Raw genomic sequence first — 24940 nt, 5'->3', positions numbered from 1 at the left:
AAATCCTAAACTTAAATCTTTGTTCCTGTATGTATATTCACCATTAGTTGAATAAAACTGAACAACTGTGCAATTTCTGCATGAAACAGTGATACATCACCATTACCATCAATCCATGGAGCAATTTATTAAAAACGTTAATATCGAATAACAACCGTCTTCAAGAATTGCGATGAAAATCTGCAATAGTCGCCGAGCATAGACCCGCTGGCACCTCAGCCCTGATAATTGTTCTGAGCAATGGGAGAAAATTTAAGAATAGCCGACACTTTTCCAGCTATCTAGAGAGTGTCCAAAGAGTACAATAACCAGCAAAAATCAGAAAACTTGCATTGAGCCGGTGTCCATATATCTATTTAATTCTCGGCCAACATTACAATATTATTGAAGCAGACAGACCATGTAATGTCGGTAAATTCGCCGTTATCTCAAACCACAACGTCACACATTTTCAGGCATAAGAGAATACTTGGTGCACAAAGCGCATATCGGCGCAAGTACACCCAGCAATACGGTAGAGCAACTCATTGCAAGCTATAACCCCGGCGCCTTCCATAATGAAGTTGTCAAACCATGATCGACTAAAGTTAACTGATCGGCATATATCGCCTGCCAGTTCTCTTTAACTTTTTGATACACTTCATAATGTTCAGGATTTGGCTGATATTCATGTTGCCAGCGCACCAGTGTTTCCCCTGTCGTGCTCATTGCATCGTAAAGCCCAACCCCCACTCCGGCGGCGATGGCACATCCCAAAGCAGTAGATTCTTTGACCATCGGTACCCGAACCGGCAGCCCTGTCACATCAGATAAAATCTGGCTCCATAATTTTCCTTTTGAACCACCGCCAGCAAATACCAATGAATCCGGTTTAACGGTCGAAAATGCAGAAATCAGATCCAGATTACAAGCCGAGACAATCGCCGCATTTTCTTCTAATGCACGGAATAATGTCGCTTTATTGCATTTCTCAGGATCTATCGAAAGGTTAATAAAAGAAGGTGCCGCATGATACCAGGCTTTAAACCGCATCACGTCAGAAAAAATCGGCATAACTCCATAAGCGCCGGCGGGTACTCTGGCTGCCATATCTTCCAGTAAGTTATATGTATCAACGCCAAGACGCTCCGCCAATAATTTCTCTTCCGCGCAAAATGCATCCCTGAACCAACGCATCGTCAAACCGGTAAAGAAACTGATAGATTCCGCCTGAGCCATACCCGGAATAACATGCGGGTTTATCCGGGTATTCATATTCGGGTCAGTGACCGGCGCGGGTAAATTGACAACCTGCTGCCAAAAAGTCCCACCGAGAACCGCGGTTTGTGCAGGCTTGACAACCCCTAAGCCAAGACAACCGAGCTGTACATCACCTCCCCCCATAATGACCGGTGTTCCAACATTAAGCCCGCATTGAGACGCGGCTTTTTCAGTGATGTAACCTAATAGGGTTCCGGTCTCTTTGACCGGAGAAAGAATATCAGAACGCAAACCAGCCATCTCAAGCAGGTTGGGACGCCAGTCACGGCTCACCAAATCCAGCATTCCTGTCGTACCGGCATTAGAGGGATCGACGGCCAATTCACCACTGAGCATATTTGCCAGCCAGTCACTGATCATCGTTAAAGCGGCTGCCTGACGGTAAATATCCGGACGGTGATGCGCAAGCCATAACAGACGAGGCATCGCCCCCAGTGCTAACGTTTGCCCTGAACACCGATAAACATCATATTCAAAGGTGTTGTTATACAGCGCTTTCAACTCACTCACTTCACGGCTGGAACGCGCATCCACATTGGCACAAGCCCAGATTGGTTCACCATTGCTGTCATAAAGCACAATCCCTTCCCGCATAGAGCAAGATGCCACCCCCTGGATAGCACTGGCAGGCAATTCCGCCGTTTTCAGTGCCTGGCGGATACACTGGCAAGCCAGTTGCCAGTTCTTCACTAACGCAAACTCCATTGAGCCCGGTACATCAGGGACAGGCTGATGTACCCATTCAGCCTGCCCTGCGGCTATCTGATTCCCTTCAAGATCAAATATTACTGCACGAACGCTCCCTGTTCCTGCATCAAGCGCCATCAGATATTTTCCCGATGGATTAACACTACGGCGTTGATTCATGATGCTATCCTCAGTTTAATGACTTTTTGAACTTATAGCCTTACCTCAAATTTTTTCTGTTTATTCACGGATAGATTGAATGCAGGTTCAGCGCAGCACATTCAGCATCGCTCTGGCGGTCTGCTCTTCCGTTACCAGCGCATTGATATATTGACCATTAAGTGCAGCAACAATGGCTTCCGCTTTATCCTCTCCTCCCGCAACACCGATAACCGTTGGAATCGTTTTCAGTTCCAGCATAGAGATACCAATAAGCTCTTGATGAATTTGCATATCGTCCACCAATTGACCATCTGCTTGCATAAAATAGCCAAGGATATCGCCCACCGCACCTTTCCGGCCAAACATCAGTTGTTCACCACCACTGATATAGCCAGAACGCATAATGGTCGCCTGCTGTTTCTGATTAACTGCACCGATACCAACAATCGCCACATCAGCCGCACACGCCGCCAGCAAAACATCACGAACACAGCTCTCCTGCCGGAATGTTTCGGCTACCAGAGCCGTCGAAGCACGCAGTGGTGTGGGGATAATACTGATTGGACAGGCGGCATCCAGTTGGCCGATGCCGGTCATATAAGGACCCACACCACCGGACAATGTGACCAGCCTGATTTGTTGTGATGAGATAAAACCACTTAGATGCTGCAATGTGCACATGGTGGTTTCACCAAACCCGACTGCCAGTAATTGCTGTGGTTCAATCAACGCCATCAGCAAATGGGCCGCCCCAACCCCCAATCTGGCATTAAGATTCATATCAGCCAGTGCAGGTAAAACGCGCACTTGTTTCAAAGAAAAATGTTTTTGCAGGGTATCTTCCAGTTCCAGGCACCCCTCATAACGGGAATTAATCTGTACCCGAATCACACCTGACTGCCGCCCCTTTTCCAGTAATCGAGAAACTTTTAACCGGCTCAAACCCAATAGATCACCAATGTCCCCTTGTGTCAGGCCATCGTGATAGTAAAACCATGCAATACGCGCAAGCAGCTCTTCTTCACTCATGCTATTACCCGGATAGGTGTCCTCGGACGACACATTTTTCTCTTTAACTGATTTTTCTTTCGCTGATTTTATCGACATAACCACTTTCTTTTATCCGCACTCAACAGATAACCATTAAAACGTATAACACGCCAGAGTCTTACCGTAAAAATTTGAACATAATATTACGCAGATCTAATTTTTTCACAAAATGTGATCTAAATAGTGCCAATATCACAATTTAACAGCTACCATGTTGAACAATTATTTTTTATTTACATAAATGTTCATTTTGTTTGCCTCAACACCAGCATTAAGAGGATGCCGCGATGTTACATAACAACACCGCAGTACCACCGCTATTAGAAGTCAGTGGCATCAGTAAGCAATTTTCCGGCGTAATGGTACTGAAACATATTGATTTTACTCTGCTTCTAAGACAAATACATACTCTGTTAGGGGATAATGGTGCAGGCAAATCAATACTGATGAAGATCATTGCCGGTATAAAACAACCGGATAAAGGATCTATCAAGATCGATGGCAATAATGTTAGCCATCTCAATCTCCCCAAAGCACATCAACTTGGTATTAATCTGATACTACAGGAACCATTGCTAGGTAGTAGGACGTTCAATCAGCTTATACCGTATCCAGGGCTACAGCGATGAAGCCAAAGGAAACGGTATTGTTGTTTTGCCTGAACGGGTGATTTTCACCAAAGACAATATCAATCAGTACGATTTCTAATTCTACTGTCCGGCAATCTCCGCCATTAAGGGTTGCTGGCCCAGTGTAAGCTCGTTAGGAGAGGAAAAATGGCAGATTTAGACGATATTAAAGATGGTAAAGATTTTGGTCTTGATGTCCCGCAAAAGAACAGTTTATTTGAACTGAAAGGCTGTGGCGCACTTGATTGGGGCATGCAATCACGACTATCACGTATTTTCAATCCCAAAACCAATCGAACTGTTATGCTGGCTTTCGACCACGGTTACTTTCAAGGGCCAACCACCGGCCTTGAACGCATTGATATCAATATTGCGCCGTTGTTTCCGCATACTGATGTATTGATGTGTACCCGCGGTATTCTTCGCAGTCAGGTTCCGCCCGCCACCAATAAACCTGTAGTGTTGCGTGCTTCCGGCGCCAACTCGATTTTGACGGAATTGTCCAATGAAGCAGTCGCTGTCGCGATGGAAGACGCTTTGCGTCTGAACGTCTGTGCGGTAGCCGCTCAGGTGTATATCGGCTCAGAACATGAGCATCAGTCGATCAAGAATATTATCAAGTTAGTCGATCAGGGAATGCGTTACGGGATGCCAACCATGGCAGTCACCGGCGTTGGTAAGGATATGGTACGGGATCAGCGTTATTTCTCTCTGGCGACCCGCATTGCGGCTGAAATGGGCGCGCAAATTATCAAAACTTACTATGTCGATCCTGGCTTTGAGCGTATTGCCAGTGGATGCCCGGTTCCTATTGTGATTGCTGGCGGTAAAAAGCTGCCAGAAAAAGAGGCGCTGGAGATGTGTTATCAGGCAATTGATCAAGGCGCTGCTGGTGTCGATATGGGGCGCAATATTTTCCAATCCGAAGCACCGGTTGCGATGTTGAAAGCCGTTCACGCGGTCGTACACCAGAATGAAGATGCCGGCAAAGCTTATGAATTATTTTTAAATGAAAAAGGGTAAGGAGAATTAAAATGCACGTCACTATGGTTGAAATTAATGTTAAACAGGACAAATTAGATAAGTTTCTTGAAATTTTCCGCTTCAATCATCTGGGATCAATTCAGGAAGAAGGTAATCTGCGGTTTGATGTATTACGGGATGAAAATATTCCTACCCGTTTTTATATTTATGAAGCGTATGTCGATGAGAAAGCGGCCGATGCACATAAAAAAACACCTCATTATCTGAAATGTGTTGAAGAGATTGAATCTCTGATATCTGAGCCAAGGAAGAAAACCTCTTTTATTGGTGTGATGCCAGAAGTGAAATAAGTCACAGCAATATAATGATAAAAGATAATACTGTTTATAATTTGCTGAAAAAACCGGGGGGGATATCCCGCCCCGGGTTTATGCTCCTGCATTTTTCTTGCCAATCAGTAATACCAATGAGCAATAACGCCCGGCAAAATATCCAAGTACCAAAGCCAACATTGCTGAATGTCATATTAGCAATACCGATATCGCTAGTGAATCATTGCCTATAAATCAATTCAAATGGTTAACTTTCACTCAAAATACGCTATTTTTGAGCAATGGAAAGAGTATTGATTAACATTCTCCTCTTTAGACGATATTAAACCAGAATACTTCAAAATGCTTTCCAGACAGACATACCGATGTCTGACCTTTTGATAGCATGATGGACGTTAGAAAAAGAGATGAAGCTAAAAATCAAACTACTTTCTTACATATGCAATTCATACCGATGGCACAGGAGTAAACATATTGTGGCTGACTTAATTTATTTAACAATAAAAGGGAAGGATCAGGGATTAATTTCCGCTGGTTGCTCGTCAATTGATTCGATTGGTAACAAATACCAAGAAAATCATCAGGATGAAATCTTGGTTTACAGTTTAAGCCACTCAATGTTACGTAAGAAAAATGTCAATCATCAACCGGTGATAATTAAAAAGCCTGTTGATAAATCAACGCCTTTATTAGGCGTTGCAATTTCCAATAATGAATTACTGGATTGCTTTATTGATCTTTATCGTACAAGTTCAAATGGAGGGCTGGAATTATATTTTAAATTAAAGCTAATCAAAGCTAAAATATTGGAACACAGTGTCCTCCATCCTAACTCTTTAGAACATAATAATCTGCAACCGCAAGAAACATTGTCATTAATATATAAAAGCATAACATGGAGCCATGTTATCGCAGGGACGAGTGGTTATAGTATATGGGAAGATACGGTATATTAATACCTAATAAAATCCCCGCTTCTTTGGGAGGTGGGGTTTTACAACTTGAAAACAGGCTGCGCTTTATAAACCATTAAGTAAGTCTCAATCATTTTTATTTTCTTTATGACGATAAGATTTACTCACGGGAACAAGACAGTAATATGCAATTAAAAAAATAAAGCGCCATAAGCAATTGAATTATAACCGAAAATACTAAAGCAATATGAAAATATATATGTCAGCACACCACCATTTGCTAAAATGGCATATTGAACAACATTAAGAAATAAAAGAACAAGAATGAAAATTACTTCTTGAATATGGATCTTTACATACCCTCTCAACTTAACAAGTATAATAAATACGAAAATAGACATTGCATAACAAATAAGATATTGTAATATGACAATGTTACATCATCATTCATTTTTTTCACCATTACCTTTGCTCTTCTTTCCTTTTTCTTCACGATAAAATTGACTCACTGGCATCAAACAGGAATATATAATTAGAAAGAACAAACCACCAAACCGAATCGAACTATAATCGTAAATACTAAAATAATGAGGAAATATATATATCAGCACACCACCATTTGCTAAAATATTATATTGAATAATAGTAAAAACTGAAAGAACAATAGAAAAAAACACTGCTTGAACATAAACCTTTACATAACCTCTTAGCTTAAAAAGTATAATAAATACCAAAATAGATATTGCGTAATAAACAATAACAAAAAAGATATTGTAATATGACAATGTCACATCATCATTCATTTTTTTCACCATTATTCTTATTTTCTTCTTCCTCTGCATCAGATGCATCACGATAAAACTTACTCACAGGCATCAGACAGCAATATACAATGAAAAAAAACAAAGTACCATAAGTAATTGAATCATAATCATAGATACTAAAATAATGTGGAAATATATATATCAGCACCCCACCATTTACTAAAATATTATATTGAATAAAAGTAAAAACTGAAAGAATAATAGTAAAAAAAACCGCCTGAATATAAATTTTTACGTACCCTCTCAATTTAAAAAGTATAATAAACACGAAAATAGACATTGCGTAATAAACAATAACAAAAAAGATATTGTAATATGACAATGTCACATCATTATTCATTTTTTTCACCATCAGAAATCGAATAAATACTGAAACCAGTCACAGCATCACCGATAATTTCAGCAATCAAAGGTACTTTCCCCATCTCTTGCCACCCTCTGATATAATCAGATTGAATATATCTAAATAGACGAAAAGTACCTGGCCTCACAATAGATCTTACCATTCCGTACCCAGACAACCCTAGATCTACATAGCCGTAAACTCTATCACCATCAGCTTCACTATAACCAAGTGTTTTAGCCACATCACGATAAACATCTCTTGCCGGACCTGAAATCTCTTTTCTTAATAACAGGTAATACCCATTCTCATAAACATTATTTCCTCCTTGCACCAATAATGGAACACCAAAACCCGCACAAGCTGCACCGAGAGAGGCCACGCACACCCCAATACCTGCAAAAATTTGAGAGCCACCACTAACAAAACCAACTTGTTTTAAAACTAAATTAACTTGTTCATCTTCCATTTCTTTTTGAACAATCATATACTGCTGGCTATCGTTTATTAACAGGTCAAACTCCTGTTTCTTCAGATTATCTATTTCACTTTGAATGATTTCAATACCCCCATCAACAGACAAGCAATTTGAGGCTACCTCGTGATTAATATTTCTTATTAGTTCATTCGTTTCGAAAAAAAAAACCATTTTTGCTTCTAATATCAGAAAGATATCGTAAATTGAGCCTAGATGATATTTCATTTAACTCTCTAATTTTTGCCTCTAAACAACTATGATGCTTTGATGAGAATGCCATTTTAACCTCTAAACTCATTAATTCTAACTTATACGATCCTCAAACAACACAAGCATCGTTCCACCATCTTGTTTAAAAAAACACTGTAAACTCTGGATCCGAGGGTGCTGATTATAGATTCCAGTGGATAGCCAATATTATTAAACCACAATAAATAAACAATCAATAGGTTTTCCTGCTGACAAAATACACCAGAATGAATATACCAGCAAATCCTATGAGTTGTTTTTGAGTAAAAAAGAATGAGCAGGAAAATTTAGTAGAATTCTCTTTTCTATTTATGGAGTTCTTTTATTAAATCATCTTGGCTCAATTCAGGAAAAGGGCAATCTGCATTTTGATGTATTCCGAGGTAAAAATATTCTTATTCGATTTTATATTTATGAAGCGTATGTTGATGAGAACACTGCCAATATACATAAAAAACACTTAATTATCTGAAATGTGTTAAATAGCTTGAATTCCTGATATCCGAGCCAAGGAAGAAAACCTCTTTTATTGGTATTATACCAGAAGTGAAATATTGCATTCGTTTGATAAGATCTTAGTTCCAATTCATGTTGTTACAATTTATTTCAACCGAAATAATCACTGTTTCTAACAGTGGAAATCCTACTGAATAAAAAATAACATAACTTGATTACGGGATATTGACCTCATCAAAAGATGACTTTGTGGGAGAAATAACAATGAACAACCATTACGATGTTTTGATTATCGGCGCGGGTATTGCTGGCATTGGCGTAGCATGTCATTTAACAAAGAAATGTCCTGATAAAAAATTTATTATCTTAGAGCGTCGCCATACGATAGGCGGTACCTGGGATTTATTTCGCTATCCGGGCATTCGCTCAGATTCAGATATGATGAGCTATGGCTATAAATTCCGCCCTTGGACAGACACCAGTATTTTTGCAGATGGGCCTTCAATTAAAAGCTATATCCACACAACAGCAAAAGAGTATGAAATTGACCAGAAAATACAGTTTGGGCTAAAAATCACTCAGACTGACTGGTCAAATGTGACTCGCCAGTGGGCCGTTACCGCGATTGACGAAATCAGTGGAGAAACCCGGCAATTTACCTGTGATTTTCTCGTCGCTGCAACAGGTTATTATAACTATGATGAACCTTATATACCTAAATTCCCCGGCATTGAAGATTTCAAAGGCCCGGTAATTCACCCTCAACACTGGCCTGAAGGATTAGATTACAAAGGAAAGCGGGTTGTTGTGATTGGTAGCGGCGCAACAGCAGTCACTTTACTTCCTGCTATGGCAAATGATACTGAACATATCACGATGTTACAGCGCTCCCCGAGTTATGTTTTTTCAATACCAGGAAGAGATAAGATAGCAGAGTACTGCAAAGGCATTATTCCACAGCGCTGGATTTACACATTGAGTAGAAATCGCAATCTCTTTCTGTACCGTTTACTTTATAAAACGAGTCGATATTTACCTAACTTATTGAAATCGTTTTTGCTGGCGTCTGCTCGCAAACGTGTCGGCCCAGATTTTGACATGAAGCACTTGACGCCAAAGTATATGCCATGGGATGAACGGCTGTGTTTTATTCCCAGTAGTAATCTATTTAAGGTACTGAAAGAAGGTAAAGCGTCTATCGTTACTGACCATATTGAACGCATAACTGAAAACCGTATCTTGTTACAATCCGGTAAAGAATTACCCGCGGATATTATTGTTACAGCAACTGGGCTGAAATTACATTTTATTGGCGGGGTTGAACTCTCTATTGATGGGCAAAAACAACAAGGCCATGATCGAATGCTCTATAAGGGGACGTTGATACAGGATATCCCTAATTTTGCCTGTCTGTTTGGTTATATCAATAACGCTTGGACGTTGAAAGTTGATCTATCTGCGGAATACATCTGCCGTTTGTTGAACGAGATGGAGCGTCGCGGTGCAACGGTTGTGACACCATATGCTCAACCGGGTGAAATACTGGAGGACGAAAATATTTTTAGTGCTTTGAAATCGGGTTATGTCAAACGTGCAGCGGATTCTCTTCCTCGTCAGGGACGCAGCTCAACCTGGCAGGTTCCACATGATTACAAAAAAGATCAACAGGTTTTGCAACAGCCTATCGATGATGCTGCGTTGAAATGGACATAACCGCGCTAAATGTTGGATGAAGAAGATATCCAAATAAATGGAGAGACTCATCACCAGACGGTTATAGTCATCTTCTTCATCCTTTCGACAAGAATAAAACTGATGGCTCGTTATTATCCATTTCTTTGACAACCAAGAAAAAACCAGTCCAGATATCACGCCAAAGATATGTCCTTCCGTTGAAATATTCTCTTGCCATGGTAACAAGCCAGTCACAATCCCACCGTAGTACACAAGCACTAGAATCGCAAAGAAGAAAGGAATCTAAGTATGACAGAAAAAGCTCCATTTTCTGGGAGCTTAATTAACCTCAGCTCTGCTTAAGGACAGAGATCTCAGAGACACGTAGATTCAGACTCGGTCTTATCGCCTGGCATGTAAATGTGCGGCTTCTATTTATGCGTTTCGTGTATTGACTCAAGCATTTTTATGCCGATAACGGTCGATACTCAAACTTCGGTGACTGTTCTGACAGTCACCGTAACATCCTCTTTTAACACGGATCGTTAATGCTGATTAAGCACTCTCAACATGAGTTAGTGCCGTATTTGCTCAAGTTCGTTCTGGCTCAACCCGGTGGTTTTCATTATCGTTTCACGATCGATACCCATATCGATCATCGCACACGCGATTTTCAGGGTCCCCCGCTTTTCGCCTTTATGCAATCCTTCTTGGAGTCCTTCTTGGCGTCCTTCTTGACGTCCTTCTTGACGTCCTTCCTGGCGTCCTTCAATAAACCCTTTCTGGTGCGCCTTCTGCTCCAGTTTCTGCGCTATTGTCATCAGTACCTCCTCATACTTCGGGGACTGTTCTGCCAGTCGCCGGATAAAACCCTCTGGATCGGCGGTATCTCCCGCCTGTAATAAGTAGTTTAGCACGCTTTTTAGCTGATCATCCGTATAGTAATCGTACGTCAGCAGCATAACCAATTCTTGCAGTAACTCCGCCATATCGCGCTGCCGGATATGCTTTTGCACCATTTCCAGTAGCGCGACCCGTTTGTGCGTCAGGATCTCATCATCCGGGATGACTGTCACATCGACCAGCGGGAAGGGACCGGAATAAATTTCCTTTGCCAGGGCCGGATCATCGAAGCCGTCGAGCCAATTGGTACTCCAGGGATACGGCTGTATTTTCCCGTGATAGAACAACACCGGAATGACCAGCGGCAATTTTTCATGTCCCTGTTCCAGATGCCGTTGCATTGCTGAAATCCCGTAACGCATCAATCGAAATGCGATCATCTTGTCCGGTGAACTTTGGTGTTCTATCACGCAATACACATAACCGTCACCCCGTGCCGTTTTCAATGAATATAAAATGTCGGAATAATGCGCACGCAAATTGTCTTCAATAAACGACCCTGATTCCAACCGCAGTGTATCCAGATCACAAACGGCCCGTAATTTAGCAGGCAAATGTATCTCCAGGAAGTCTCTGGCAGTATCAATATGACTTAAAAACTGTTTAAAAACAGCGTCATGGGGCGTTGGTGTTTTTTTTCTCTTCATCGGCGAATGGTAACATACTTTCTTTTATCTTGAAGGAATATTAAGCAAAAAATCGAGCAAACTGCGATGTCTTGAATGTTCTTTGACAGAAACGTTGATCATATCTCAGATATTTTAATTTCCTTCTTAGGTGAAGTTCAGGTTTATTATTTATTGGAAATCAGCACGAATTATGACCTCAAAAAAGGTGTTATGTTGAATAACTTGCATTTCTGATGTCTGAACTAAGGAAGAAAGCCTCTTTTATTGGTGTGATGTCGGAAGTGAAATAAATCACTTCAATATAACGATAAAATACAACATCGTTTAAATAACTAAATTACCCAGGGCAGAATATCCAGAGGCTTTATCACCAAATTAAACGGTCTATATATCAGATAACCTTATTTAATATGAAAAGATGACTTAAGCTTGATATTTAGCACTGATACAGCGAATTAACTAATCATCAGGATCACCACCTATATTTATTGGTACCATGCCGAGGTCATCAATAATAGTCTCAATGTCTTCCATAGCGATTTCTGATTCAAAAACAGATTTTGGCTCGACATAAACCGCCTGAATCATAACCAGGATTAAACTGAACAGCAGAAAATACCTCATGGTGAAGACGATAAATAAGCTTTCCTGTTTCCCATATACAATAATTACTTATACTCAATTCTCTTTTACTTGAATCCCAGGTTCTGCTTTCTGTATCGATCTCTTACCAGCCTTAAATACAGAAGGAGCATTACCTGTTTTTGGGCTAACAAAGTGTAATGTTGGATGGTCATTATCACTATGAATAGCAATAGAATTCACCGTTGCAACGGCTGCGTTTACAGCGACATATAAGGCTTTCCCATATTCAGTGGCGTTAACTATGTTACGATCCAATTTAATAACTAAATATTCAGTATCTTTATCAATATTACAATTGATGCGTTCAGCCCCACTCAATGTTTCTATTTTCATAGATTTCTTTACCTTAGCGGACGAGTGCGTTTTAGTTGTCATAGTATACCTTTTCATAACAGCATATAGATATATTCAATATATAAGATATTATATTTACTTTGTGTTCTGAAGTTTGTCCATGATTATTATTTTTATATAAATATCAAATAATTAATAAATAATTCAACTGTGTGTTGTTACAGTGTTTATTGACGTTTTTCCGCTTTTGCAGCACACTTCGTATAAACATTTGTATAAATATCTCGGATGATCATGGCTGCCGAACTAAACAAGCTCAGTGACAAAAAACTTAAAACCCTACACGGAAGAGAAAGGGACAATATTGAGTTTTTTGCCGATGGTGCTGGATTGAGTGCAAAAACATCTAAAGTTGGTGGTATTAGTTGGGTTTTTACAGTTCGGTGAGTCGATACCGAAAATTATGCTGGAGTACAAACAGGAATATCGGAAAGTGCGAACGAATACGCGAACCTTATCGGCTTGGGTGTCACGAGGATAAGACAGGAAGCCTTTTGCTTTCTTGCTGCCGTCACCTCACCGCTAATGAGATCCGTTTCTTCGGTATCGACAAAAGTGTCTGCAATTTCTGAGGTCAGCCAGCCTAAAATGTCAACATCGCTAAAATCGATAATTTCCTGTGTGGTTTTGGGATAAGTGTAGATAGGAAACAGCTTAATGCTCACTTCTTCCATTTTCGGCGTAGACGTCTCACCGCGAGCCTTGCCCTCTTCGGAGTGCGCCACCGACTGAAACAAGCTGCTTATATTCATTGCTGCGTGTGGTTTTGATGGTACAGATTCGACGCATAACAGATTCATCAGCCAATTGCTGCATAATCTGTTTATTCAGCTCAGGGATAACGGTATAGCCACCGTCTGCCGGAACGCCTGTAGACAACGAGCGAGTTTCGTCAGTCAGAATATAACTGCGCAGCTCGTCGAACTGTTTGGCCTCATCAGCGTTGAGTGAGCGTTTTTCGTCTTCGGCTTTGGTGAGAAGCGAACGCATTTGGATGGTTAAATCGGATTTTTGTTGGCGTAATTCGAGTAGTTTTTTCATGGTGTTTTTGGAATAGTTATTTTCTTTAAAACACTATTTAACACCTAGAAAAATAATAAAAAAGCCTCTGAGATTTAGAGGCTAAACAAGAGAAAACATGAAAACAAAATATTTACAAAAAAATCATTTACACAATGACAAATTTTTTACGTAACCTCAGCTTCGTTTAAAGATAGCGATCTCATTATCCCGTAGATTCAAGCTCGGTTTTTTAGGCTGGAATGTATAAGCAATAAGACCGGCAGCAACTTCTAACAAAAAACCGAGCTGACTGCGATGCCTTGAATGTTCTATCTGAGAAATATTTTTGAGCTGGTCGACGACCGTTTCTATCAAAAATCGCCGTCTTAACATCAACCTATCCCAGAGAGATAATGCTTTGGCTTTCATGTTACTCCGGACATTGGTGATTAACGTGACACCTTCCGCTTCTAACTCATCGCATAAAGCCTGGGACAAATACCCTTTATCCCCATACAAACAGCCTGTGAGTCCTTTTGTCAACGCGCTGACTGGCTGACGATCATCCTGGTTTCCTGCGGTGAGTTTCACGGCTAACAATTCACCGCAATCATTGATAACCAAATGAAGTTTAAAGCCATAAAACCAGCCTGTGCTCGTTTTACCTCGTTGTGCCATCCCTTCAAATACGCGATGACGAGGAATACGACGATTGTGACAAACAGCAATTTTGGTGGAATCAATAAAAGCAATTCCTTGAGTTTGTGCCTTACGTGATGAAAGAAAAGCGCATAAAGGAATAAGCGCCCTTTTTTTCAGGGTGAGGATACGCGTATAGCTGACTAATCCGGGGAAATCGGCTGTAAGATATTGTTTTACATGTTCAATATAAAATGTTTTAAAATCACGATAATGACTCATATGAAATAAAATGAGGATCATCATGACTTCACTGAGAGAAAGAGATGCCTCCCGGTGTCGTTTACGTAATCCATGTTCAATGAGTTGTTGATGCCAGAGAGGAATAAATTTTTGGCAAAAGTCATCGACGCAGCAGTAAAGTTCTTCTAAATTAACCATGCCTGAGGGTCTCCACGATTTTGTTTTCTTTAGCAAAAACTTTGATCGTGCCTCAGGCACTTTAGTTCCCTTCCCTTAAGCGAAGCTCAGGTTACGTAGGTTGTTGGTGACATCCACGATATTTTATTACATGTGACATAACCATCGCTTTTTAACTTGTAACTAACACACAAAGAAACAGGAAAGCTAATAATAAATGATGCAATCATCAACCTACTCAAGTATTTGACAATTACCTTGTTATATTTAGGTAATCGGTCAAACAGGAAGAAATAAATAGAGCCTGCTATAGAATAGAACAATAGAGGGGAAGATATAAAACCTATGACAACGCCGCTAGAAAATGTTATTTCATCTTTCATAAGAATTAATGAAAAAACACTTTCACTCACTAGATACATCATAAATGACATAAATAATAAAAGTATTAATCCAGCTAATGCTTTTAAATATTTGTTATTCACCTGATTCTTCCCATCGTATTGAAAAAATATTGTAAGTCTGCTTCCCGTGTTCTTGGTTTCCTTTTCATTTCTTCTTTTAATAATGCTATTAATTTATCACTTACTCCATAACGTTTATCAAAAACATCCAAACCATAAGCTACCACAATTCCGGTAAGCAAAACTATTCCAGCAACAGCAATAATGCTACCACCTACAATAGCTGTCGCTGTTAAAAGTGTACCGACAGCCCAAGATGCAGCAGCAACAATAGCAGTTTTAGCCATATCCATTGTTATGTTGCCGATAAAATCGGCTAAAGTATATTCATCCTTAAAAATACTTTCTACCAATCTATAGCCAATCGAAAAGACAATACAGAATCTAACACCTTTGATAATACTAGCATTAAGACCCTGCTGTCCTATCCCCATAGCTAACATTTGAGGGTGGCTAGCACCGTATCGGGTTCCCCTGACAAGACGCCTAAGACCAGCATGACCTGACAGATGAATATATTTTTTCCCATTTTCTCCCACATAGGTTTTTGCAGTAATACTTAACCTCTTAAATTCCCGGCAAACATCAGAAAACCCATGTGAATCATAAATATTTCCCGCATAGGTGGAAATAGGATCTGTGACAGAAAATACATACGCCATAGGATTTTTTTTCTTGTTATCTACTTCCGTGCCTCTTGCAAATTCGTCTCCGTAACTTAGATTTTCTGCTTCCGTACCTCTTGCAAATGCTTCTCCATGACTTGGGGGTTTGTGGATGGGAGGGACTGATATCCTCAATAATGCTTTTGGCTTGCGCTAATGTGAGAACAAAGTGATATTGGGTATTATCACTCAATACTTTTTCTAACCCAATGGCATCAAAAAATTCATGCTGGGGTTTTAGCTGATTAATCCCTACGGTACGCTGCAAAAACTGGAAGCTGCCAAACTGGAAGCCGATAGCCTGATTGACCTGAAATTCCTGCTCAAAAACAAATACCGCAAGAATGCCGTTTGGGTGATGAACTCAACTACAGCGGCGCAGGTACAAAAGCTGAAAAATGGTAACGGCGATTATATCTGGCGCGAACGTCTGCAAGCGGATGATCCTGATATGCTGCTGGGCTTGCCTGTCCATTATCTCGAATTTATGCCGGATAACATCATTGGTCTGGGTGACTTCAAACGCGGCTACTTCATTATTGACCATCAAACAGGCATTCGTACTCGCCCTGACAATATCACCGAGCCGGGATTCTATAAGGTACACACCGATAAATATTTGGGTGGTGGGCTGGTGGATTCTAACGCTATCAAAGTTCTGGAAATTAAAGGCACGAAAGCGGGTTAACGATCAGGGGCAATGCGCCCCTTTATAGTCTGGAGTCTATCTAATGAAGAATGATTTTGAAATCCGTACCGCCTCGTTATCTGCCAGCAATAAGAAACTGACAGGCTACGTGATTAAGTGGAACAGCCGATCCCAAATCTTGTGGGATGAGTTTGTCGAGCAGTTTGCTCCGAATGCCTTTAGCGCCAGTTTAACAGCAGGCGCAGATATCAGGGCACTTTATGAACATGATTACACGAACCTGTTAGGCCGTACCACGTCCGGTACATTACAACTTAGCGAAGATGCCACTGGATTATGTTTCGAACTCACTCCGCCTGATACGCAATTAGGGCGTGATGTGCTGACACTGGTTGAACGGGGTGATATTGCTGGGATGAGCTTCGGATTCAGGGCATTAAAAGATCAGTGGGACACAGGTCAAGAACCTTATATCAGAACGGTGTTAGAAGCTGAATTGCGAGAAATCACGATCACCAGCTTAATCAAGTCCGCTGATTGGTTAGATGGTACAAAGAGCGCTAAGGCACTGGAAGCCCTCGAACGCTACAAAGGGGCGCGTAATGCCGGGAAAACACCGATTCTTGAGGGTGGTATGGATTACCAGCAATTAGGCATGAGCAATCAAGATGCGGAGTGGCTGGCCTCTCGCCGTTTCACCATTGAAGATATCGCCCGGATGTTCAATATCAGTCCGATCTTCCTGCAAGAGTACTCGAACAGTACCTATAGCAACTTTAGCGAAGCCTCCCGCGCTTTACTCACTATCACTATGCGCCCGTGGCTTGCCAACTTTGAGCAACAAATCAAATCGGCCTTGCTGGTGGCCTCACCAAAAAGCGGTATTCGTTACCAAGTCGAATTTGATACCGCCGACCGGCTTCGTGCCAACCCGAAAGAACGCTTCCAAAGCTACGAGACGGCGATTAAATCGGGGGTGATGTGCCCGAATGAAGCCCGTGAACGTGAGGGACTCTCTCCCCGTGAAGGGGGTGATGAATTTAGTCAGGCATGGAAGCAAACGGTAGAAATCAAGAAACAACCGGAGGGCAAGGAATGAGGGCAGGCAGATTGAGGCATCGGGTGACTATCCAGAAATCCGAGCAGTCACGTGCCCCGTCAGGGCAGGTTATTGACAAGTGGGTGGATGTCACCACCGTCTGGGCGGAAGTGAGGGCGATTAGCGGGCGTGAGCGTTTGGCATCCGGTGCGGTGTTCTCTGAGGCCACTGTGCGTATCTGGATGCGTTGCCGTGATGACGTGACCACCGCCAATATCATTCTCTATAACGGGGCTAACACCAGAGGAACCGCTTTTGACATTGTGGCGGTTATCCCTGATGCGAAACACACCCGCTTAGAGTTGCTTTGTAAAGGCGGTGTATTCTGATGAACCGGATTGAAATTCCCCTGAATGAAATTAAACAGCATTGCTGGCTGGATGAAAGCGACACGCTTGATGATGCCTTGTAAATGGGCTATGCCGAAGCTGCGCTGGAAGTCTGCCAGCAACATATTGGCAAGCGGTTTGATAACGGATTGACCTTTACCCCTGCTATCAAGGTGGGCTGTCTGCTTTATATTGGCTTGCTGTATGAAAATCGGGAGATGGTAACAGAAGCAGAACTTAAAGAAACCCCTTTTACCATCAAGTCATTGTGGTCTGTCTATCGTGATGTGGGAGTGTATTAGATGCCGTGGCAACCTTTAAAGCGCTGTAGCTACCCTAATTGCCGTGAGCGAGTGAAGTCAGGCCGCTGTGAACAACATCAACGCGAGTCCAGACGGCAACAGGATAAACAACGGGGAACCCGAGCCCAACGAGGCTACAGTAACCGGTGGGGACGCTACCGGCTGCAATACCTGAAAGCGGATCCGTTATGTGTCCACTGCCTACAGCAAGATATCTATGCCTCTGCAACGATTGTGGATCACATTATCCCGATACAGGGTGAAGCTGATGTGTTGTTCTGGCCTGAATCCAATCATCAATCGTTATGCCAACCTTGCCATAACCGCAAGACCGTACAGACAGATCCTATCACCAAAGCGAAGCGCAAACAGGGTATCTATCAGGAACGGGAAACAGAAGCGGCAAAGCGTCGCGGTTGGTTAGTCGCAGAATAATAACAAATGAAATAGTGGGTGGGGGTATCAAAAATGACAAACGCGCTTCTCAGCGGAACCGACCCCCCTCCTCAAATTTTTACGCCCGGCACTTTTTTTGAAAATAAACTCACAAGGAAGACAGAAAATTATGGCAAGAGCACCCAAATCCCCGACGTATCTTAATGAGATTGCCGCCAGTCAGTGGAAATCCAAGGCAAAAATCTTAGGCGAACGGGAAGATCTGACCGCCGCCGACTGGAACAACTTAGAACTGTACTGCGTCAACTATGCCATTTACCGAAAAGCGGTGGCAGACCTTGATATCAGGCGATTCAGCATCGTGAACAGTCAGGGCAGCGAAAGCCGCAATCCATCACTGAGCGCCAAGGCCGATGCGGAAAAAATCATGATAAAAATGTCAGCATTGCTGGGCTTTGATCCGGTATCACGGCGTAAAAATCCGGTAGAAACCGAAGAAGAGGACGAGCTAGACCGACTATGAACGCATGGGAGCAGTACGCTTTTGATATCGAAAACAGTAAAATTCCGGCCTGTAAACGCTTAAAACAGGCCGTGAAACGCTATTATAATGATCTGAATAACCCGCTTTATGTGTTTGATTCGGCAGTTGTAGAGCGTTTTATTGGCTTTTCTCGCCTCTGCCCGCACGTCAAAGGCCACTTACGGAGCAAGCCGATTATATTAGAGCCGTGGCAGCAGTTCGCGTTTGCCAATCTGTTTGGTTTCAAGGTAAAAGCCACGGGGCGCAGAAAATACCGTAGCGCTTATATTCAGGTGCCACGTAAAAATGCGAAATCCACCGTTGCCGCGATATTGGCTAATTGGTTTTTAGTGATGGAACAGGGGCAGCAAGATATTTACACCACCGCTGTAAGCCGTGATCAGGCGCGTATCGTGTTTGATGATGCCCGTCAGATGTGTCTGTTATCAAAGCCGTTCAAGAAACGGGTATCTATTCAACAGCACAAAGTGACTTATTCAAAGAGCAACAGCCTGTTAAAGCCACTGGCAGCCAAAGCCGCCACCATTGAAGGCACTAACCCCAGTCTGGCCATTGTCGATGAGTACCATTTGCACCCCGATAACGCCGTGTACTCTGCCCTTGAGCTGGGGATGGGCGCATTATTTACCGGAAGCTCAGCTACAGAATCCGGCGAATAAGAACCGGGCAATCTATCGACAATGGGCACAAGCAGGCTGGATACGTACCACACAAGGCGATTGCATTGATTATGACCGTATTCGTGACGACATTCTCAAAGACAGCCAGCACTTTGATATCAAGCTGGTGGGTTTTGATACATGGAACGCCACGCACCTAAGAACACAATTACAGGGAGCAGGGCTGAACGTTGAACCCTTCCCGCAAACCTATATGCGCTTTAGCCCCGTTGCCAAATCTGCCTAGGTGTTCGTTAACCGCAAAGTTATTCGTCACAATGGCGATCCGATGCTGGCTTGAGCGATGTCCAATGTGGTGATGGAAACCGACGCGAACGCTAATATCAAACCGAACAAGAAGAAATCCGCGAATAAAATAGACCCTGCCATTGCATTCCTGATGAGTTTTGGCACATGGCAGGTAGAGCATGAAGATTTTGCGTTTAGTCTCAATGAGGAACAACAGCAGAGATTAGCTAACTTTGATGGTATTTAGTTAATCTATTGATTTGAGGTATTGTCTCCAGAGAGTTATGTTAAATAAAATCAATCAATTATAATATTAAATTATTATTATGCGTAACGTATCAAGAACCAGAATGTTTAATATCCTGACCTACTTTTACTGGTATACCCAAAAAAAGTATTGAATACTTGGTGTTTCGTTTAGTGAAAAAAGGACAACAAGTATGTATAGCAGGAACGACGCTGGAGAACATCAAGACTTAATAAGAAAGTTATCTCTTATAGATGACCTTGAAAGTTGGCCTCCTCATACATTAGCCCTAGAAAAAGAAGATAAAAAGCATGTCTACGAATTTGGGAAACGCTTGTGGATAAAACGTAAAATATCTGATGGTAGTTTACTCTTACATCCAGATGTACGAGCAGAATTAATTCAACGGGAATATAACCCATTATCAATTCATAAAAAAATGATTTGGGCTAGTTTATTGGCTTCTTATGATGGAACTGATAGTAGAGAATACTTCCAAAGAATAAAGGGAAAAATAACTAAAAAGTATGGAAGTAAATGGTGGCTTGATGTTTATAAAAGAATAAAGCCTACCTATGCGGTTAGACAACATATATTAAAACACATTGATGGCGCTGGGCCTGCTGTAAAATATGCGGCTTCACAGAGTATGTATCTTGGAGATATTTACCGAGAGTCACGTAATGACGCTTTAAGAATGATTACAAAGGAATAATCGAAATATTTTCATTTCATTGAGTGAAGCAGTGGGGAGTCTTAGCTCATTTAATGACATATTATAATCACTAGTCACCATAACATCAGCAACAAATATCATTGCTACATCGTAACCCTTATGTACCAACAAACTTTCCACTCAAAGAAGGAACGCTCATCGCCGTAATAAGAAAGGAATTGAAGTATGTCAGAAAAAGCTCCACCTTCTGGGAGCTTAATTATTCAATTAAAACAGATAGCTAAATCAGTCAGTTTTTTTATTAAAAATAACCTCATCGAAATCATTATTACGGGTCAACCACAGAGAAAGTGCTTTCAACGAATCGGAAGTGAATTCGTCGCAACGAGCGGTGATTTCTTCCGGTGTCAGCCAGCACACATCGTCAATTTCCGCTTCCTGTAAAGCAAATGGGCCATGACTGATGCAACTGAACAATGCACCATAGATACGGCAATTCTCTTCCTCATAATAAAAACCACCATGCTCGGCAAAAGGAACACCTGCAATACCCAATTCTTCTTCTGCTTCGCGCCGGGCTGCATCCAACATATTTTCACCCGCCAGCGCAACACCTCCGGCGGTCGCATCCAATTTTCCCGGATAAAAATCTTTAATTTCTGTGCGATGCTGAACCAGAATTTTTCCCATACCATTATGAACGACGATATAAGTGGCACGGTGCCGTAGACACTGGGCGCGCATCTGCCGACGTGTCGCCTGAGCAATGACTTCATTGTCTTCATTGACAATATCAATCCACTCAACACCCTCTGTATTCTCTTGTTCCATCTTCAAAAAACCTTTTTTATTAGCAAGAAATTGCAAGTCTATAAAATGGTTAACCTATTCAAAATAACCAAATTGATAGAGGCTCTACGAAGTTATTCGTTTCGGACGCTTCATGCAACCCTTTAACTGAACCCGAAATAGAACACTTAATGAACCATAATGTGATAAGATTTTTACCCACAGTGGTAACGGGGTTGATTACCTGCACCTTATCAACCTCAAAAACCAGAAAAGAGGGGCTAATCCATTTATGCCCCTCATTATGCCAGCATTATTTTACAATGACCTACCGTTTGGCTATTAATATCAATTCACCCATCAGGGTACTCAACCCACTCATCCTTTCCGCTAATTATCGTCACCTTCGGTATATTCATACGGTTCCGTTTTAATCTCAGTACCTTATATGGCTTAATATTTGCGTAAAATCTGATATTAATGTTGCTGACAAACGTTTTCTCATGTTTATCACATCCAATCCTCTCCAATCAGTACAAAATTATCCGTATAGCGTTTCAAAGCCACATTACCCCATTTATTTTGTTTAGTATAAATAAGCGATTGTGCTAACTGGTCATCCATATGTAAAAACAGGGTATTACGTTGCCGGATATCAGGAACAACATCAAACCTTTCCTCCATTGTTCTTTCAAAGAATCGCTCCTTATCCCGATAAAAATGATATTTTCTCGGTTCAACCAACTCTGCAATGCGATCACCGATGTAATGAATATATTTAAACATACGGTGATCAGGCAGACTCAAGGCATCTTTTAACGTCGGGTTATCATTACGTGGAAACCATTTAACCCTATCTGCTTCACTTATATGTTTAAAAAATTCTTTCTGAATCTCTAATGCCTCCTTCATCTTATCTTCCGTTTCATGATTCAGTGACGGAATTAAATACAATTTTACGTCAACAGGTAATATATCACTAAGCTGTATAAAGTTACTTGAATCGCTCTTTTTTAAAGATTCAATAATCAAATTAGCCTTATAAAAGTGAACTATTTTTCCATGATGCAAGAAAACTTCATCACCTTTTGTCAAACCTAACAATTCAATAGTGCTAAATAAATAGCCCAGAGGCCCCCAATAATCATAAAGCCAGTTATCCAGGTCTTTTTCCGGCGGAGCAGAAGGAACCAAGTCATTTTCATTTAGATGACGGAAATGCGTGATATCTTCCAGTTCTTGTACCGCACTACGGGTTAATGTCCGTGGCATCCCATAACTGTACAAACAAGGATGATATTTTTTCAGTTGTGCACTGTGCAATAATCCCAGAGCACCACCTAAGCTATGCCCACAGATAAATAAATTTCGGTTTTTAACCAAATCAATAATTTTATCAAACATATTTTTATCAGAACCGGGAACTTTTAATTTGCCAATAAGATTAAATGCTTCCCAAAAACCCCTATGGACTTTACCATTTTCGATAAAACCACTACATAGTCCGCCTTGACCACAGCCCAATTTCAATGGCTGGTACATAATATCAGTGAGAGCATTATCTATACTAGCTGTCCCTCGCCAACTGACAATAATATCTTGTTGATTCGATGCATAAAATAACTCGGTATCGCCTAATGGGCTTTCACTTGCTTTTGAATCAATAAATACAACATCAGTGTAACGTTCACGAAACGGCACATCATAAACAATTGGAGAACGCGCTATTTTTTCTATTTTATTAGGTAATTGGGATATATCCAACATCTGTCGGTTAAAAAAATGGCTGATAGAACCTGTTACATCAACATTATTATTAGAATATGACAGCACTCCCATTAACGACAGGTTATAAGCATTCACCAAAGAGTAATCAAGCTGATGATGTAACAATAATACCCAAGCCCGAAATGGACACACTTCCAGAACATACCGGCAGTTTATTGAGGGAATACCAAAACCTTTCGGTACCGGATCTGGGAAATGATAGCGTGGCGGTTTATCCTCTTTCCATTTATCAATCACAGGTAAGCCATCACTTATCTGACCAATAGTCACATAACGATATTGATGGCCTTCTGCTTTGGTTTTAGGTTTAACTACCGATGCATTGGCATCGCGCTTTTCCCGTAATGGGCGCTGTTCCATTTCATTGGCTAATGGCTGAGCCTTGATATACAACGTTACTGGATCCGGCGACAAACTGTCTTCCCTAAGCAATCCTTGATCATTAGTCACTCCTTTACGTTCATCACGCAACTCCCCTTGGCTTATCAGGCAATAAGGCATATTAACTAATGGATTACCTTGTTCATCAACAAGTTGGAACTCCACCCAATGTTCCATAATTTTTTGACCATCAATAGTATCTCGTGGGCATAATTCGCTCATAATTATTATTTTCCTTTTTTTATTCTGAGAAAGTAATACAACGCTTATTATCAGATCAATACACTAATAATAGTGGGAGAGAAAATTAATTCTCTCAAGCGTAATATCATAATAAAATTCAACAAATGCCAAATGAATATAATTATGAAAAACCACAGGGCAAAAAATGAGAAAACAGAAAAAATCCAATTTATTTAATTACTTCGCCTAACAAATATTAGGCCTACAAAATAAAAACCCCAGTATTAGCTCACTTAACAAAAATTTATTTCCATCATAGAAAAAAACAACATATTGAATAACATCTAAAAACATTTATCACTCTAACTGTTATGATAAATAGTTAAATAAGATTCCAAAATAGTGCTACATCTTATACTACTCATAATTCCATGTATAACAATGGGTTGAAGAAGGCCATGTGTAGCAGAATTATGAAACGTTATTTAAATTCAATTTAAATTAACCAAATAATAAAAACATTCCATTTATTTAAAATAAAAAAACAATAAAAATCAATGGTAATATACTATACAATTTATTATTGATATAAATATCATACCAGTTATTTAGGATATATTTCCATTTGAACATTATTCAAAAAAATATGCAGTTCATTGGTTCTCTCAGTACCTGGCCTATTCACTCAACCTACGAGGATTTTGGGAAACCATAGCCGAACACGGCGATAAGGTTGACCACACTACCTTATCCCGCTCCAGCTACTCATAAAAGAGGGTATTGTTTTGTTAACGCAGCAGAACCAATTTGTCTGATTAATTTTTACAATATCATCGTCTGTTTTTGATAGACGATCCTGTGCTTCGACCACATAATTTGGACAATA

21 protein-coding genes and 10 pseudogenes are annotated in these 24940 nt (G+C 40.9%); 17 read left to right on the top strand and 14 right to left on the bottom strand.

The window, feature by feature from the left end; genetic code table 11:
* Positions 1 to 534 precede the first annotated feature (534 nt).
* Entirely contained in the window at positions 535 to 2127 is a 1593-nt protein-coding gene (gene lsrK, locus ACUN2T_RS09610; RefSeq protein ID WP_445497271.1) for an autoinducer-2 kinase, read from the bottom strand.
* Positions 2128 to 2214: 87 nt separating this feature from the next.
* Entirely contained in the window at positions 2215 to 3216 is a 1002-nt protein-coding gene (gene lsrR / locus ACUN2T_RS09605; RefSeq protein WP_445497270.1) for a transcriptional regulator LsrR, read from the bottom strand.
* A gap of 230 nt (positions 3217 to 3446) precedes the next feature.
* Between lsrR and ACUN2T_RS09600 the strand changes: the two are divergent.
* The 5 genes and pseudogenes from ACUN2T_RS09600 to ACUN2T_RS09580 all read left to right on the top strand — a co-directional run.
* A pseudogene (locus tag ACUN2T_RS09600) lies at positions 3447 to 3737 on the top strand (ATP-binding cassette domain-containing protein); the annotation flags it as partial.
* A gap of 16 nt (positions 3738 to 3753) precedes the next feature.
* Positions 3754 to 3867: pseudogene (locus tag ACUN2T_RS09595) on the top strand (autoinducer 2 ABC transporter substrate-binding protein LsrB); the annotation flags it as partial.
* Between the two features lie 68 nt (positions 3868 to 3935).
* Positions 3936 to 4811: a 3-hydroxy-5-phosphonooxypentane-2,4-dione thiolase gene (lsrF, locus tag ACUN2T_RS09590; RefSeq protein ID WP_445497269.1), complete on the top strand. Its 876-nt coding sequence runs from the start codon at positions 3936 to 3938 to the stop codon at positions 4809 to 4811.
* A gap of 11 nt (positions 4812 to 4822) precedes the next feature.
* On the top strand, positions 4823 to 5122 hold the full coding sequence (gene lsrG, locus ACUN2T_RS09585; RefSeq protein WP_445497268.1) for a (4S)-4-hydroxy-5-phosphonooxypentane-2,3-dione isomerase: 300 nt from the start codon (positions 4823 to 4825) through the stop codon (positions 5120 to 5122).
* A 458-nt stretch (positions 5123 to 5580) separates the two neighbouring features.
* Positions 5581 to 6060: an Hcp family type VI secretion system effector gene (locus tag ACUN2T_RS09580; protein ID WP_445497267.1), complete on the top strand. Its 480-nt coding sequence runs from the start codon at positions 5581 to 5583 to the stop codon at positions 6058 to 6060.
* 401 nt (positions 6061 to 6461) lie between these two features.
* Here ACUN2T_RS09580 and ACUN2T_RS09575 read toward each other — a convergent pair whose 3' ends face one another.
* Genes ACUN2T_RS09575 through ACUN2T_RS09565 form a run of 3 tightly spaced genes read right to left on the bottom strand, consistent with a single transcriptional unit; the run spans position 6462 to position 7888 of the window.
* Complete coding sequence (locus ACUN2T_RS09575) at positions 6462 to 6821, bottom strand: hypothetical protein (protein ID WP_445497266.1); 360 nt, start codon at positions 6819 to 6821, stop codon at positions 6462 to 6464.
* Positions 6814 to 7182, bottom strand: a complete 369-nt coding sequence (locus tag ACUN2T_RS09570; RefSeq protein WP_445497265.1) for a hypothetical protein — start codon at positions 7180 to 7182, stop codon at positions 6814 to 6816. Before ACUN2T_RS09570 ends, ACUN2T_RS09575 begins: the two co-directional genes overlap by 8 nt.
* Complete coding sequence (locus ACUN2T_RS09565) at positions 7175 to 7888, bottom strand: DUF4225 domain-containing protein (protein ID WP_445497264.1); 714 nt, start codon at positions 7886 to 7888, stop codon at positions 7175 to 7177. Before ACUN2T_RS09565 ends, ACUN2T_RS09570 begins: the two co-directional genes overlap by 8 nt.
* Positions 7889 to 8207: 319 nt before the next feature.
* Here ACUN2T_RS09565 and ACUN2T_RS09560 point away from each other — a divergent pair.
* Positions 8208 to 8491, top strand: a pseudogene (locus ACUN2T_RS09560) (autoinducer-2 (AI-2) modifying protein LsrG).
* Positions 8492 to 8632: 141 nt separating this feature from the next.
* Positions 8633 to 10081, top strand: a complete 1449-nt coding sequence (locus ACUN2T_RS09555; protein WP_445497263.1) for a flavin-containing monooxygenase — start codon at positions 8633 to 8635, stop codon at positions 10079 to 10081.
* On the opposite strand, the gene ACUN2T_RS09550 is transcribed toward ACUN2T_RS09555, so the two are convergent.
* From ACUN2T_RS09550 to ACUN2T_RS09540, 3 genes are all read right to left on the bottom strand, one after another.
* On the bottom strand, positions 9995 to 10297 hold the full coding sequence (locus tag ACUN2T_RS09550) for a hypothetical protein (RefSeq protein WP_445497262.1): 303 nt from the start codon (positions 10295 to 10297) through the stop codon (positions 9995 to 9997). The genes ACUN2T_RS09555 and ACUN2T_RS09550 overlap by 87 nt on opposite strands.
* Positions 10298 to 10617: 320 nt before the next feature.
* Positions 10618 to 11592: an Rpn family recombination-promoting nuclease/putative transposase gene (locus ACUN2T_RS09545; RefSeq protein ID WP_445497261.1), complete on the bottom strand. Its 975-nt coding sequence runs from the start codon at positions 11590 to 11592 to the stop codon at positions 10618 to 10620.
* A 660-nt stretch (positions 11593 to 12252) separates the two neighbouring features.
* Positions 12253 to 12552: a hypothetical protein gene (locus tag ACUN2T_RS09540; RefSeq protein ID WP_445497260.1), complete on the bottom strand. Its 300-nt coding sequence runs from the start codon at positions 12550 to 12552 to the stop codon at positions 12253 to 12255.
* Positions 12553 to 12807: 255 nt separating this feature from the next.
* Here ACUN2T_RS09540 and ACUN2T_RS09535 point away from each other — a divergent pair.
* Positions 12808 to 12957 (top strand): annotated as a pseudogene (locus tag ACUN2T_RS09535) (hypothetical protein); the annotation flags it as partial.
* Between the two features lie 57 nt (positions 12958 to 13014).
* On the opposite strand, the pseudogene ACUN2T_RS09530 reads toward ACUN2T_RS09535, so the two are convergent.
* The 4 genes and pseudogenes from ACUN2T_RS09530 to ACUN2T_RS09515 form a co-directional block, all read right to left on the bottom strand.
* Positions 13015 to 13614, bottom strand: a pseudogene (locus tag ACUN2T_RS09530) (phage major capsid protein); the annotation flags it as partial.
* A gap of 156 nt (positions 13615 to 13770) precedes the next feature.
* Entirely contained in the window at positions 13771 to 14655 is an 885-nt protein-coding gene (locus ACUN2T_RS09525; RefSeq protein ID WP_445494444.1) for an IS982 family transposase, read from the bottom strand.
* Between the two features lie 86 nt (positions 14656 to 14741).
* The gene (locus ACUN2T_RS09520; protein WP_445497259.1) at positions 14742 to 15119 is read right to left on the bottom strand and encodes a DUF1240 domain-containing protein; all 378 of its coding nucleotides are present in this window, start codon (positions 15117 to 15119) and stop codon (positions 14742 to 14744) included.
* Complete coding sequence (locus ACUN2T_RS09515; RefSeq protein ID WP_445497258.1) at positions 15116 to 15898, bottom strand: hypothetical protein; 783 nt, start codon at positions 15896 to 15898, stop codon at positions 15116 to 15118. Before ACUN2T_RS09515 ends, ACUN2T_RS09520 begins: the two co-directional genes overlap by 4 nt.
* A gap of 115 nt (positions 15899 to 16013) precedes the next feature.
* On the opposite strand from ACUN2T_RS09515, the pseudogene ACUN2T_RS09510 reads away from it, so the two are divergent.
* From ACUN2T_RS09510 to ACUN2T_RS09470, 9 genes and pseudogenes are all read left to right on the top strand, one after another.
* Positions 16014 to 16451, top strand: a pseudogene (locus tag ACUN2T_RS09510) (phage major capsid protein); the annotation flags it as partial.
* Between the two features lie 43 nt (positions 16452 to 16494).
* Positions 16495 to 16935: pseudogene (locus ACUN2T_RS09505) on the top strand (HK97 family phage prohead protease); the annotation flags it as partial.
* Positions 16933 to 17511, top strand: a pseudogene (locus ACUN2T_RS09500) (phage portal protein); the annotation flags it as partial. The pseudogenes ACUN2T_RS09505 and ACUN2T_RS09500, both read left to right, overlap by 3 nt.
* Positions 17508 to 17840: a phage head closure protein gene (locus ACUN2T_RS09495; RefSeq protein WP_445497257.1), complete on the top strand. Its 333-nt coding sequence runs from the start codon at positions 17508 to 17510 to the stop codon at positions 17838 to 17840. The pseudogene ACUN2T_RS09500 and the gene ACUN2T_RS09495, both read left to right, overlap by 4 nt.
* Positions 17840 to 18142: pseudogene (locus tag ACUN2T_RS09490) on the top strand (head-tail connector protein). Before ACUN2T_RS09495 ends, ACUN2T_RS09490 begins: the two are co-directional and overlap by 1 nt.
* Entirely contained in the window at positions 18143 to 18577 is a 435-nt protein-coding gene (locus tag ACUN2T_RS09485; protein ID WP_445497256.1) for an HNH endonuclease signature motif containing protein, read from the top strand.
* 130 nt (positions 18578 to 18707) lie between these two features.
* Complete coding sequence (locus ACUN2T_RS09480; protein ID WP_445497255.1) at positions 18708 to 19061, top strand: phage terminase small subunit P27 family; 354 nt, start codon at positions 18708 to 18710, stop codon at positions 19059 to 19061.
* Positions 19058 to 20237, top strand: a pseudogene (locus ACUN2T_RS09475) (terminase large subunit domain-containing protein). Before ACUN2T_RS09480 ends, ACUN2T_RS09475 begins: the two are co-directional and overlap by 4 nt.
* Before the next feature lie 193 nt (positions 20238 to 20430).
* Positions 20431 to 20952: a hypothetical protein gene (locus ACUN2T_RS09470; RefSeq protein ID WP_445497254.1), complete on the top strand. Its 522-nt coding sequence runs from the start codon at positions 20431 to 20433 to the stop codon at positions 20950 to 20952.
* A 246-nt stretch (positions 20953 to 21198) separates the two neighbouring features.
* On the opposite strand, the gene yfcD is transcribed toward ACUN2T_RS09470, so the two are convergent.
* On the bottom strand, positions 21199 to 21744 hold the full coding sequence (yfcD, locus tag ACUN2T_RS09465; protein ID WP_445497253.1) for an NUDIX hydrolase YfcD: 546 nt from the start codon (positions 21742 to 21744) through the stop codon (positions 21199 to 21201).
* Positions 21745 to 22212: 468 nt separating this feature from the next.
* Entirely contained in the window at positions 22213 to 24093 is a 1881-nt protein-coding gene (locus ACUN2T_RS09460; RefSeq protein WP_445497252.1) for a lipase family protein, read from the bottom strand.
* Between the last annotated feature and the right edge of the window lie 847 nt (positions 24094 to 24940).

Source organism: Photorhabdus machadonis (assembly GCF_052657765.1).
Note: the sequence above shows the minus strand (reverse complement) of the source record. Positions and strands in the feature narration are given on the sequence as shown.